Here is a 12065-nt window from a genome sequence, read left to right as displayed (position 1 = left end):
TATAAAGACATTGCTTTTAGCTTGTGTTGAGTGGTGTGATTTTGTACAATCTCGCGTCCGATTTATCCACATTTTGCTCCCTATCATATGGTTAGTAATTTTTGTCCAACTAGGTCAGAAACTTATTGCCACTAGACGTAGGTCAAATTCAATTTCAGTAGCCGGATAAATCTTATTGGAGATAAACATGTTTGCAGTGATCAAAACTGGCGGTAAGCAATACCGTGTAGAAGAAGGCCAAACCCTTAAAGTTGAGAAATTAGCTATTGAAGAAGGTGGCGTGTTTCAATTCGACGACATTCTTCTTGTATGCAATGGCGACGACATTAAAGTTGGTGCACCAGTTGTAGAAGGCGCTAAAGTAACGGCTGAGGTTGTTGCTCATGGTCGCGGAGACAAAGTGAAAATTTTGAAATTCCGTCGTCGTAAGCATTCTATGAAGCGTATGGGTCATCGTCAGTGGTTCACGGAAGTGAAAATAACTGGTATTAACTAAGCGCTAACTATTCAAATTTAAGGAGTAAGTCATGGCTCATAAAAAGGCGGGTGGTAGTACTCGTAACGGTCGCGATTCCGAGTCGAAACGATTAGGTGTCAAACGTTTTGGTGGTCAAGTTGTGATCCCGGGTAACATTCTTGTTCGTCAGCGTGGTACTCAGTTCCACCCTGGTGTTGGTGTTCAAATTGGTAAAGATCACACTTTGTTCGCTGTTGTTGAAGGCCAAGTGAAGTTTGAAGTGAAAGGTAAGTTGAAGCGTCGTACAGTTTCTGTCGTAGCTGCTTAATCACTTACTAAAAACTTAAAAAAAGCTCCGCGACGCGGGGCTTTTTTTTTGGAAGAATTCTATAATCAGAGTTTGTTGATTCTGATAATCCACCGAAGAGGTGTATCTGTGAAATTTGTTGATGAAGCCGGTATCTATGTAAGAGCGGGTAAGGGTGGTAATGGTTGTTTGAGCTTTTGGCGCGAAAAGTACGTCGCTAAAGGCGGTCCTGATGGTGGTGATGGCGGTAATGGCGGCAGTGTTGTGCTGGTGGCCGATGAAGCCTTAAACACTCTGATCGATTTTCGTTTTACGAAAAAATACATTGCTGAGAGTGGAGAGACGGGTCAAGGCCAAGACATGACGGGTTCGAAAGGGCCGGATCTTGAGATTAAAGTGCCTGTTGGAACGACCGTAATCGATGACGATACGGGCGAGACGCTTGGGGATCTTGTTCGTGACGGTCAAACGTTAAAAGTGGCTCAAGGTGGTCATCATGGTTTGGGGAATACTCGATTTAAATCAAGTACTAACCGTGCGCCAAGACAGACGACGAAAGGTACGGTAGGTGAAGAGCGTACATTGAAGCTAGAGATGAAAGTCTTGGCGGATGTGGGTTTGTTAGGTCTTCCTAATGCAGGTAAATCAACCTTTATTCGTGCGGTTTCTTCTGCCAAGCCAAAAGTAGCTGATTATCCTTTTACAACCTTGGTGCCGAATCTTGGTGTGGTAAAAGTGAAGAAGCACCAGAGCTTTGTAATTGCCGATATTCCTGGAATTATTGAAGGGGCGTCTGAAGGTGCGGGTCTTGGTATTCGATTCTTGAAGCACTTGGTACGTAACCGTATCTTGCTACACATTGTCGACTTGGCGCCTTGGGACGAAATTACACCTGCAGAAGCGGCTGTGATTGCCGTCAATGAATTGCATCAGTTTAGCCCTGCTTTGGCAGAGCGGGATCGTTGGTTGGTATTGAATAAAACCGATATGGTGCCAGAAGACGAATTGGAGGAGCGCTGTAAAAGTGTGACGGATGCGCTGGGCTGGGAAGGTAAGGCTTACCGAATTTCTGCAATTTCTGGTGATGGTACAGAAGTTCTTTGTCTGGATCTGATGACGGCGTTGGATGAACAGCGAGAGTTGTTGGCTGAGAGTGCTGAAGCGCGTGAAAAAGAAAAAGCAATGCGTACGTTGATCGATGAAGAGGGTCGGAATCGTATTATGTCATTACGTGAGAAGCGTCGTAAGGCAGGTAAGCCGCTGGACGATGATGACTTTGATGAAGATGATTACGATGTCGAAGTGGAATACGTTAGCTAATCTGTTTGGTGGGAAGCGGTAGTATCATGGAAATGCGAGAAAAAATTGCTAAGGCAAAGCGTATCGTCGTTAAGATAGGCAGTGCTTTATTGACAAACGATGGTCAAGGGTTAGATGTTGCCCGAATTGGTCTTTGGGTTGCTCAAATTGCTCAGTTGCGGGCGCAAGGAAAGGAAGTTGTCTTAGTCTCTTCTGGTTCTATTGCAGCTGGTATGAAGCGCCTTGGTTTTTCTTCTCGCCCCACGCAGATAAATGAGCTGCAGGCCGCTGCGGCTGTTGGTCAGATGAAGCTAGTCGGCGTCTATGAGTCACATTTTGAGAAACATGGCTTGTGCACGGCGCAAATTCTACTGACGCATGATGATCTATCTAATCGTCGACGTTATTTAAACGCTCGCTCTTCGTTGAGAACGCTGCTTGGTTTCGGTGTTGTACCTATTATTAATGAAAACGATACGGTTGTAACCGACGAAATTCGTTTTGGTGACAATGATACGTTGGGGGCTCTGGTGGCCAATTTAGTCGAAGCAGATGTGTTAATTATTTTGACAGATCAGCAGGGCTTATTTGACAAAAACCCACGTGATCATAAAGATGCAACATTGATATCTTATATTTCAGCATCGGATGATCGTTTAGAGTCTATGGCGAGTGGTGGCGCTGGCGTTTTGGGGAGCGGTGGTATGTTGACTAAGGTGCGTGCGGCTCGTCTAGCTGCGCGTTCAGGGGCAGATACCTTGATAGCCTCAGGTCGTGAAGAAAATGTCATTGTTCGGGTGGCGGCTGGTGAATTGTTAGGGTCTTGGTTGCAGCCAGAGCACGGTCGAGTCGCTGCGCGTAAGCAGTGGTTGGCGGGTCATCTGAAGAGTCGTGGTGCTTTGGTTTTGGATGACGGAGCGGTAAAGGCGTTGCGAAAAGAAGGAACGAGCTTATTGCCTGTTGGTGTCAAAGATGCCCAGGGCACCTTTTCTCGCGGAGATATGGTTATTTGTGTTGATGAGCGAGGTGGTTTAGTTGCTCGTGGTTTGGTGAATTACAGTGTCGATGAAACGCTTAAGTTGCTTGGTAAGGCATCGTCTAGTATTGGTGATATTCTGGGTTACAAGGGTGAGCCTGAATTAATTCATCGCGATGATTTGGTTATTATTTAAAGGTTGACGTTATCATGGCAAAGCCGGGAAAGGTGGGTTTAGATCGAGTATTGAGCGCTTTAAAGTATTCATCACAGGGATTGCAGGCGCAGTGGAAACACGAAGCGGCTTTTCGTCAAGAAGTGTGTTTGTTCTTGATTTCTTTGCCCTTTGCTATCTGGCTTGGCGGCAGTGGGCTGGAACGAGCGTTACTTATTTTTTCCGTTGGCATGGTGTTGATTGTTGAAACTCTGAATTCAAGTGTTGAAGCGGTTGTTGATAGAATTAGTCATGAGCATCATGAGCTTTCTGGGCGAGCAAAAGATTTAGGTTCTGCTGCTGTTATGCTGACGTTGTTTTTTGCGGCGGTTGTGTGGCTGGTAATTCTATTTAGCTAGTTTTTTTAGATTGCGGTACGATGAAAAGATATAAAAAAACCGGCATGTGCCGGTTTTTTTATAGGTATTAGGCCAGTGCTTTGATTTTAGCACTCAAGCGGCTCTTATGGCGAGCTGCTTTGTTTTTATGATATAGGCCTTTATCAGCGGCTTTGTCTAGCTTTGAAGTTGCTAGAACGTAAGCTGCTTGTGCGTCAGCTTGATTGCCTGCTTCGATAGCCGCATCTACTTTTTTCAAGTATGTACGAACCATTGAACGAAGGCTACCATTGTGAGCGCGGCTTTTAACAGCTTGGCGCGCGCGTTTTTTTGAACCGGCGGAATTTGCCACGGTCTGGCTCCTTTAATTTTTGGAATAAGAAATGACTCAGCACTCTGCTGCGTCATGAAATTAATGTCAAGTTTAAACTTTAAAATCTCGCGGCGGATTTTACCAGTTTTTAGCGTTGTCACAACCCTATTATACAAATATTAGGGAAATGAGTTTATATATTTGGCTGCGTTACCGTATCTGCAGGTGTTATTCTTGGGCGATATTTTTATTGGCTGCGTTATGGGATTGTATGTCTGAAATAAATGCCTCATCTGGCAAAGAACGTAAGTCTTTGTCTTTATTACGTTCTGGTGTCTTAGTTTCTATTTGTACCTTTCTTTCTCGTATCTTGGGTTTGGTGAGAGACGCCACTTTGGCTTATGTTTTAGGGGCGAGTGGCAGCGCAGATGCGTTTTATGTGGCGTTTAAAATCCCTAATTTTTTTCGGCGATTGTTTGCAGAAGGTGCTTTTGCTCAAGCCTTTGTCCCTGTTTTAAGTGATTACCGTGTTAATGAAACGAAAGCCGAGATTCGTGCTTTGGTTGCAGCGGTGTCAGGCTCGCTTGCGTTGGTGTTGTTGTTTGTGACTGTGCTGTTTATGTTATGTGCTCCTTGGGTGGTGTATGTGTTTGCTCCGGGCTTTTCTGTTGGTTCTGAGCAGTCGGCTTTAACGGCTGAGTTGCTGACGATTACATTCCCCTATTTGTTGTTCATTTCATTAACGGCGTTGGCTGGTGGTATTTTAAATGCCCATGGAGAGTATGCAGTCCCCGCAATTACGCCTATTTTTTTGAATATCTCTCTTATCATTGCCACCTTGTTTTTTGCTCGTTCGGCGGCTCAAGCGGAAACTGCCGTCGCTTGGGGTGTATTTTTTGCGGGTTTGATTCAGCTGCTGTTTCAAGTGCCGTTTTTGGCGAAGCTTCAATTATTACCAATGCCAAGGTTGGGTTTTCGCCACCCCGGCGTTAAGCGTATTTTGCTTTTGATGGGCCCGGCGCTATTTGGCGTGTCGGTCAGTCAAATTAATTTGCTACTGGATACAGTGCTAGCGTCTTTTCTACAAACTGGCAGTATCACGTGGTTATATTTGTCGGACCGGTTGTATGAACTGCCTTTGGGCATTTTTGCAATCGCAATCAGTACGGTCATTTTGCCTTCTTTGTCGCGTAGTTTTTCTGGGGGTGAGTCGACAAAGTTTTCTGATACATTGGATTGGGCGCTGCGTATTTTATTATTAATTGCTATTCCGTCGTCTCTTGCTCTTTTTATGTTGGCTGAGCCTTTGATTGCGACCATTTTTTACCGAGGAGAGCTGACGGTAAACGATGTGCAGATGGCTGCGCGGAGTTTGCAGGCGTATTCGCTAGGGTTGGTGTTTATGATGCTGATTAAGGTCTTGGCGCCAGGCTATTATGCAAGACAAGATACCAGAACGCCTGTGCGCATCGGTATTATCGCGATGGTGTCTAATATGGTTCTCAACCTGATTTTAGTATGGCCGCTGGGGCATGTTGGGCTGGCTCTCGCGACAAGTTTGTCGGCAGGCTTGAATGCCTTTTTGCTTTGGCGCGGGCTGTATAAGAAACAGTATCATGTGTTTTCTGATCAGTGGCGTCGTTTGTTGCGTATCGTGTTGAGTGCAACGTTTTCGTTGGGTGTTTGCTTGTATCTGTTTTTGCAGCAGGGTTGGCAGTGGACGCAAATGGACGATTTGTATCGAGTCGGCTGTACCTTGATGGTTGTCGTTTGCGGCGTGTTTGTGTATTGCGTGGTTGCGGTCGCGGCGGGGTTACGTCCTTCTATTTTGAAGCATTAGGTATTTTTAGTGCGTTTTTTATTTTGAAGTGTGGTTTGCACTGCTTGTGCAAGTTCTGGCCTACCTTCATCTTGCTAACTGCTATATAATCGCGGTTATTTTTTGACGCTGGATTTAATTGTTTTGTACGGGGTTCTATGGAGTTAATTCGCGGTATTCATAATATCCGTTCAAAGCATAAAGAGTGTGTGCTGACGATTGGCAATTTTGATGGTGTCCATTTGGGTCACAGTGCTATTTTGGCGCGCGTCAAAGCCTTAGCAAAGCAGTATGATTCACCTGCGGGGATTATGATTTTTGAACCCCAGCCAAGAGAGTTCTTTGCGCCTGAAACGGCGCCCGGCCGCATTGGGCGTTTGCGTGATAAAGTACGGTTGTTGGAAGGTCAGGGAATAGATTATGTGCTCTGCATGCCATTTAACCCTAAGTTGCAGCAATTAACGGCTCAGGCATTTTGTCAGCAAGTTTTGCTGGATGGGCTGTCTGTGAAGCACTTGGTGGTTGGTGATGATTTTCGTTTTGGCTGTGATCGACAAGGTGACTTTGATTACTTGCAAGAGTTTGGTGGTGGGCATGGTTTTGATGTTGAGAATACACCATCAGTGATGAATGCTCTTGGTGAGCGAGTCAGCAGTACGTTGGTTAGGCATGCACTAGAGTGTGGAGATGTATTGGCTGCTCAGGTGAATATGGGGCACTTGGTGATGTTGAGTGGTCGCGTTATTCATGGGCAGCAGCTTGGTCGTAAATTGGGATTTCCTACGGCGAATGTTCACCTTAAAGGTATTAAACCTGCGCTTTCTGGTGTTTATGCTGTGATGTTTACGGTGGATGGTGTCTCCCATAATGGGGTGGCGAATATTGGTGTGCGCCCGACTGTTGATGGTAAAACGCCAATATTAGAAGTGCATTTGTTCGATTTTAATGGCGATCTGTACGATCAATACGTGCAGGTGACTTTCTGTTATTTTATTCGGGCAGAACGAAAAATGACCAGCTTAGATGCGCTGGAAAAACAAATTCAATGTGATAAAGATGACGCGTTGCGTTTCTTTGTCCAATCAGTGAACTGATGATCTTTGAGGATAATTCGATAAACCATGAGTGATTATAAACCGACACTGAATTTGCCAAACACTGATTTCCCTATGCGTGGAGATCTGGCAAAACGTGAACCTGCAATGCTTAAGCGTTGGCAGGATATGGATCTGTACCAAAAAGTACGTGATGTAAGTAAAGGCCGAAAAACATTTATTCTTCATGATGGCCCTCCGTACGCAAATGGCAGTATTCACATCGGTCATGCAGTTAATAAGATTCTCAAAGATATTATTGTTAAGTCAAAAACTGTCAGCGGCTTTGATGCGCCTTATATTCCAGGTTGGGATTGTCATGGTTTGCCGATTGAGCACAAGGTCGAGCAGCTTATTGGCAAGGCCGGCACGAAAGTGTCTTACAAAGATTTTCGCGCAAAGTGCCGTGAATACGCTTATACGCAAATCGAAGAGCAGAAAAAAGATTTTATCCGTTTAGGTGTTATGGGCGATTGGAAAAATCCCTACCTGACGATGAACTTTGCAACGGAAGCGAATATTGTTCGTGCGCTGGGTAAGATTGCTGAAAATGGCCATCTCGTAAAAGGCTTCAAGCCAGTTTACTGGAGTGTGGTAGGTGGTTCTGCGCTGGCAGAGGCAGAAGTTGAATACCAAGACAAAACATCTTTGTCTTTAGATGTGCGGTATGTGCCGCAAGATGAAGCGGCCTTATTGGCTAAATTTTCTGATGTTGAAGGCGAAGGTAAAGTATCTGTTGTTATTTGGACAACCACACCTTGGACGCTTCCTGCTAGTCAGGCTGTTTCTGTTCATCCTGACTTTAACTATGCCTTAGTTCAAGTTGATGTGGGCTTGGGCAAAGAGCGTTTGATCGTTGCGGAAGACATGGTTGAAGGTTTGATGGCGCGTTACGGTGTGTCTGACTTCCGTATTGTGGGTCGCATTGTTGGTGCAGATCTAAAAGGTACTGTCTTGGATCACCCCTTTTTGGTGCGTGATATTCCCGTTGTTTTGGGTGAGCATGTTACGACGGAAGCGGGTACAGGTTGTGTGCATACTGCACCAGATCACGGCGTAGACGATTTCAATGTCGGTCGTGAAAATGGCATTGGCACTATCAATTTGGTTCAAGACAATGGCGTTTATTCTGATGCAGCGGGTGAATTTGCTGGCTTGCATGTATATAAAGTAGATGGTGCGGTATTAGAAGCGCTTAATCGTAATAACGCTTTGGTGTTTGAATCGAAGATCTTCCACAGTTATCCGCATTGTTGGCGTACAAAAACACCGCTTATTTTCCGCGCGACGCCTCAATGGTTTATCAGTATGACCAAAGAAGGTTTGTTGGATGCGGCAAAACATGCGGTAGACGGCGTGAAATGGGTGCCTAACTGGGGTAAGAATCGCATGGAAGGGATGTTGAATAACAGCCCGGACTGGTGTGTGTCTCGTCAGCGTACTTGGGGTGTACCTATTGCTTTATTTATCAATAAAGAAACTCAAGAGCTTCACCCAGAAACGCCGCGATTGATCGAAGAAGTGGCTAAGCGTATAGAAAAAGAAGGTATAGAGGCTTGGTTCGAAATCGACGCAGAAGAGTTGTTGGGCGCTGATGCTGAAAAATACAGCAAGGTAACCGATACTTTAGATGTGTGGTTCGACTCAGGTGTCACGCATTATTCGGTTATCGATCAGCGTGAAGAGTTGAACTTTCCTGCTGATTTGTATTTGGAGGGCTCAGATCAGCATCGTGGTTGGTTCCAGTCTTCTTTGAAAACATCGATCGCAATTCGTGGTGTACCGCCATATAAACAAGTGTTAACACACGGCTTTACCGTGGATGGCGACGGTCGAAAAATGTCGAAATCTTTGGGTAATGTATTGTCACCGCAAAAAGTGATGGATACTTTGGGCGCCGATATTATTCGATTGTGGGTGGCGGCTACGGATTACACGACAGAAATGACAGTTTCTGATGAGATCCTTAAGCGTGTTGCTGATTCGTATCGTCGTATCCGTAATACGGCGCGTTTTATGATGTCGAATCTAAATGGCTTTGATCCAGCTAAAGATCTTGTTCCTGCCAATGAGATGATCGCGCTGGATCGTTGGATTGTGGATCGTGCTGCGCTGCTTCAAAAAGAATTAGATACGGCTTACAACGAATATCAGTTCCATGCAGTGAATCAAAAAATTCAGAATTTTTGCTCTGTGGATCTAGGTGGTTTTTATCTGGATGTTATTAAAGACCGTCAGTACACCACGCAATCAGACAGTTTGGCACGTCGTTCTGCACAAACCGCTTTGTATCATGTAATGGAGGCGTTCACGCGTTGGATTGCACCGATTTTGAGTTTTACCGCGGATGAAATTTGGCAATCCCTTCCAGGTGAGCGCAGCGAATCTGTGTTCTTGACAACTTGGTATGAAGGGTTAGTCGAATTGTCGAGTGATGAACCAATGGGACGTGAATTCTGGGCGCATGTGTTAGAAGCCAAGGTAGCGACTAATAAGGTGTTAGAGGCGGCGCGTAGCGAAGGTAAAATGAAGGCCAGCTTAAGCGCTGAAATAACGCTTTATTGTGATGCTGCTTTGCAGGCGACTTTGAATGCTTTGGGCGAAGAGTTGCGTTTTGTATTGATCGCTTCAGAAGTCAATGTTCTGCCATTGTCTGAAGCTGACGATGCGGCGGTGGCGACGGAGCTTGATGGGCTTAAAGTGCGTGTTGAGTTGAGTAAGAATACTAAGTGTGTTCGCTGTTGGCATCACCGTGAAGAAGTGGGTCTGCGTGAGACTCATCCTGAGTTATGCGATCGCTGTATTTCTAACTTACCAGACGGAGAAGGTGAGCAACGCCTTTTCGCTTAATGACGATTCTTATTATGTGGAAACGAGTTCAGCGCTGGTGGGCGCTGGCTCTCATTCTATTCATTGTGGATTGGGTGACGAAACAAGCGATTGAATCCAATTTGTTTTATGGGCAAGAAATCCCAGTATTACCTTTTTTTGATTTAACGCTCAGATATAACACAGGGGCTGCGTTTAGCTTTCTGGCGGAAGCGGGAGGCTGGCAGCGTTGGTTTTTTTCCGTGATCGCGTTGGCGGTTGTGGTTGGTATTAGTTGGCGCCTTATTAGAATCGCTAATACGAATCGCCTCGAATCACTCGCTTTGAGTTTTGTTCTAGGTGGTGCTATTGGGAATTTATATGACCGATTGATGTATGGTCATGTTGTCGATTTTCTTCAGCTTCATTGGCAGCAGTCGTGGTATTTCCCCGCATTTAATGTTGCAGACAGTGCGATTACCATTGGTGTTGTTTTAATGTTGCTAGAAAGTGTGGTGACAAAGAAGCAAGAGGAGGCAAAAGAATGAATTTAGTTAAAAAAAGTAGTCGAGTAACGCTGCATTTTGAATTGTCCCTTGAAGATGGCCAAATAGTTGACTCTAACTTCGCGCAAATACCGGCCAGTTTTGTATTTGGCGACGGAAGCTTATTGCCTGATTTTGAATTGGCCCTTTTAGGTATGTCGGTGGGTCAAGAGGCGTCTTATGTTATGTCTCCAGAAAAAGCGTTTGGCGCTCATAATACCAGTAACCTCCAGCGAATGCCTCGCTCTCAGTTTGCTATGGACTTAGAGGAAGGTATGGTGATTTCTTTTGCTGATATGAAAAAAAACGAACTTCCTGGTGTAATAGCAGATATTGAAGAGAAGGAGGTGGTGGTTGATTTTAATCATCCCTTAGCTGGGCGCTCGCTTACGTTTAGAGTGCAGATAGTTGCTATCGAGGAGGCTGCATGAGTTTTGCAATTCAACTTGCCAACCCTCGTGGCTTTTGTGCTGGTGTGGATCGAGCGATCGATATTGTGAATAGGTGCTTAGATTTATTCGAGGCTCCTATCTACGTTCGCCATGAAGTGGTGCACAATAAGTTTGTGGTCGAATCATTAAAAGCGCGTGGTGCGGTATTTGTTGATGAATTGGATCAAGTTCCAGATGACAATATTGTTATCTTCAGTGCGCATGGTGTGTCAAAAGCGGTTCGAGACGAAGCAACAGATCGTGGTTTAAAAGTATTTGATGCGACCTGTCCATTGGTTACAAAAGTGCATTTAGAGGTGCTTCGCTATTCTCGCGATGGTATGGAATGTATTTTGATTGGTCATGATGGGCATCCTGAAGTTGAAGGAACAATGGGGCAGTATGATAGTCGTCAAGGTGGTGCTATTTATTTAGTAGAGCACCCTGATGATGTGGCTGACCTTCCTGTGAAGAATCCAGAGCGCCTTGCCTTTGTGACACAAACCACCTTGTCTATGGATGACACCTCTGTGGTGATTGATACGTTGCGTCAACATTACCCAATGATTCGTGGTCCCAAAAAAGATGATATTTGTTATGCAACGCAAAATCGCCAAGACGCAGTAAAAACCTTAGCTAAAGAGTCGCACTTAGTTTTGGTTGTGGGTTCTGTTAACAGCTCTAATTCAACTCGTCTTAAAGAGCTTGCTGAGCGTATGGGGGCGAAAGCTTTCCTTATTGATAATGCGAACGAAATTGATACAGCTTGGTTGCAGGGTGTTACTAGTGTTGGTGTAACGGCTGGGGCGTCGGCTCCAGAGGTGTTAGTCAATGAAGTGATTGCTCGTCTTGTGGCTGAAGGGGGAAGTGTTCCTCAAGAGTTAAAGGGCCGTGAAGAAAATGTCTCTTTCTCCATGCCTAAAGAGCTTCGCATTATAGAGCTTTAGCCAGGTAAAAATCTTTTTGATGTTTATTTAAATAATTATCAAAAAAAGGGTTGCACAAAATCTGTAGATCCTTAATATCTAATTATCATTTTAGAAAAGGCGCTTAGGCGCCTTTTCTATTATTTGTAATGAGTATGAAACAAAAGTAAAAAACTTTAAAAAAGGGCTTGCGCTAAAAGATTCAGGCTGTATTATACGCCTCCACTGACACGGACAACGACGCAAACAACAGTTTGTCACTTACCTAGTAAGAACGTTGAGACGAAGATCAGATCGCTCTTTAAAATAGATAATCAGATAATTTGTGTGGGCGCTCGCTAGAGGCTTCAGAAGATCATCGCAGACCGGCTTGCCGAGATGTAGTTGATCAAAAAAATTGAAGTCTTACGAGAGTCTACACGGCAATCGCTTTATGTTGATTTGTTGTTCTTAGGGACGATGAATCGATTAAGTTATAGTTAGTGTAATAAGATTTGAGTGAGCAAACTTTTAACTGAAGAGTTTGATCATGGCTCAG

At 44.7% G+C, this 12065-nt stretch carries 12 protein-coding genes and 1 rRNA gene (1 of these 13 only partly in view); 12 read left to right on the top strand and 1 reads right to left on the bottom strand.

Features of this window, described 5'->3' with window-relative positions:
• The first annotated feature begins 187 nt into the window (after nt 1-187).
• The 5 genes from rplU (at nt 188) to MP3633_RS17745 (ending at nt 3612) form a co-directional block, all read left to right on the top strand.
• Nucleotides 188-496 carry a 50S ribosomal protein L21 gene (gene rplU / locus MP3633_RS17765; RefSeq protein ID WP_112135112.1) on the top strand — a complete coding sequence of 103 codons (309 nt, stop codon included), beginning with the start codon at nt 188-190 and terminating at the stop codon, nt 494-496.
• 31 nt (nt 497-527) lie between these two features.
• Nucleotides 528-785: a 50S ribosomal protein L27 gene (gene rpmA / locus MP3633_RS17760; RefSeq protein ID WP_012071897.1), complete on the top strand. Its 258-nt coding sequence runs from the start codon at nt 528-530 to the stop codon at nt 783-785.
• A 108-nt stretch (nt 786-893) separates the two neighbouring features.
• Nucleotides 894-2084 (top strand): Obg family GTPase CgtA, encoded by a 1191-nt coding sequence (gene cgtA, locus MP3633_RS17755; RefSeq protein ID WP_112135110.1) that lies wholly within the window; start codon nt 894-896, stop codon nt 2082-2084.
• Between the two features lie 26 nt (nt 2085-2110).
• A complete protein-coding gene (gene proB, locus MP3633_RS17750; RefSeq protein WP_112135108.1) occupies nt 2111-3235 on the top strand; it encodes a glutamate 5-kinase in 1125 nt (374 codons plus the stop codon).
• A gap of 14 nt (nt 3236-3249) precedes the next feature.
• Nucleotides 3250-3612 (top strand): diacylglycerol kinase, encoded by a 363-nt coding sequence (locus MP3633_RS17745; protein ID WP_176336535.1) that lies wholly within the window; start codon nt 3250-3252, stop codon nt 3610-3612.
• Nucleotides 3613-3679: 67 nt separating this feature from the next.
• Here MP3633_RS17745 and rpsT read toward each other — a convergent pair whose 3' ends face one another.
• Nucleotides 3680-3943: a 30S ribosomal protein S20 gene (gene rpsT, locus MP3633_RS17740; protein ID WP_012071893.1), complete on the bottom strand. Its 264-nt coding sequence runs from the start codon at nt 3941-3943 to the stop codon at nt 3680-3682.
• A gap of 232 nt (nt 3944-4175) precedes the next feature.
• On the opposite strand from rpsT, the gene murJ reads away from it, so the two are divergent.
• The 7 genes from murJ to MP3633_RS17705 form a co-directional block, all read left to right on the top strand.
• On the top strand, nt 4176-5744 hold the full coding sequence (gene murJ, locus MP3633_RS17735) for a murein biosynthesis integral membrane protein MurJ (RefSeq protein WP_176336534.1): 1569 nt from the start codon (nt 4176-4178) through the stop codon (nt 5742-5744).
• A 137-nt stretch (nt 5745-5881) separates the two neighbouring features.
• Entirely contained in the window at nt 5882-6817 is a 936-nt protein-coding gene (gene ribF, locus MP3633_RS17730) for a bifunctional riboflavin kinase/FAD synthetase (protein ID WP_176336533.1), read from the top strand.
• A 27-nt stretch (nt 6818-6844) separates the two neighbouring features.
• Nucleotides 6845-9667: an isoleucine--tRNA ligase gene (gene ileS, locus MP3633_RS17725; protein ID WP_176336532.1), complete on the top strand. Its 2823-nt coding sequence runs from the start codon at nt 6845-6847 to the stop codon at nt 9665-9667.
• A gap of 14 nt (nt 9668-9681) precedes the next feature.
• A complete protein-coding gene (lspA, locus tag MP3633_RS17720) occupies nt 9682-10173 on the top strand; it encodes a signal peptidase II (RefSeq protein WP_425324750.1) in 492 nt (163 codons plus the stop codon).
• Nucleotides 10170-10601: an FKBP-type peptidyl-prolyl cis-trans isomerase gene (locus tag MP3633_RS17715; protein WP_176336530.1), complete on the top strand. Its 432-nt coding sequence runs from the start codon at nt 10170-10172 to the stop codon at nt 10599-10601. The genes lspA and MP3633_RS17715 overlap by 4 nt, the downstream gene beginning before the upstream one ends.
• A complete protein-coding gene (ispH, locus tag MP3633_RS17710; protein ID WP_176336529.1) occupies nt 10598-11548 on the top strand; it encodes a 4-hydroxy-3-methylbut-2-enyl diphosphate reductase in 951 nt (316 codons plus the stop codon). Before MP3633_RS17715 ends, ispH begins: the two co-directional genes overlap by 4 nt.
• A gap of 490 nt (nt 11549-12038) precedes the next feature.
• Nucleotides 12039-12065 (top strand): 16S ribosomal RNA (locus tag MP3633_RS17705); it runs 1514 nt beyond the window's last position.

The organism is Marinomonas primoryensis (assembly GCF_013372285.1).
In the GTDB taxonomy this organism is placed as follows: domain Bacteria; phylum Pseudomonadota; class Gammaproteobacteria; order Pseudomonadales; family Marinomonadaceae; genus Marinomonas; species Marinomonas primoryensis.
This window is presented reverse-complemented; position numbering and strand designations above follow the sequence as displayed.

What these genes read in the sequence shown, in the direction of transcription:
- rplU (WP_112135112.1), top strand. Translation starts at nt 188, where the DNA reads ATGTTTGCAGTGATCAAAACTGGCGGTAAGCAATACCGTGTAGAAGAA.
- rpmA (WP_012071897.1), top strand. Translation starts at nt 528, where the DNA reads ATGGCTCATAAAAAGGCGGGTGGTAGTACTCGTAACGGTCGCGATTCC.
- proB (WP_112135108.1), top strand. Translation starts at nt 2,111, where the DNA reads ATGGAAATGCGAGAAAAAATTGCTAAGGCAAAGCGTATCGTCGTTAAG.
- MP3633_RS17745 (WP_176336535.1), top strand. Translation starts at nt 3,250, where the DNA reads ATGGCAAAGCCGGGAAAGGTGGGTTTAGATCGAGTATTGAGCGCTTTA.
- murJ (WP_176336534.1), top strand. Translation starts at nt 4,176, where the DNA reads ATGTCTGAAATAAATGCCTCATCTGGCAAAGAACGTAAGTCTTTGTCT.
- ribF (WP_176336533.1), top strand. Translation starts at nt 5,882, where the DNA reads ATGGAGTTAATTCGCGGTATTCATAATATCCGTTCAAAGCATAAAGAG.
- ileS (WP_176336532.1), top strand. Translation starts at nt 6,845, where the DNA reads ATGAGTGATTATAAACCGACACTGAATTTGCCAAACACTGATTTCCCT.
- lspA (WP_425324750.1), top strand. Translation starts at nt 9,682, where the DNA reads ATGTGGAAACGAGTTCAGCGCTGGTGGGCGCTGGCTCTCATTCTATTC.
- MP3633_RS17715 (WP_176336530.1), top strand. Translation starts at nt 10,170, where the DNA reads ATGAATTTAGTTAAAAAAAGTAGTCGAGTAACGCTGCATTTTGAATTG.
- ispH (WP_176336529.1), top strand. Translation starts at nt 10,598, where the DNA reads ATGAGTTTTGCAATTCAACTTGCCAACCCTCGTGGCTTTTGTGCTGGT.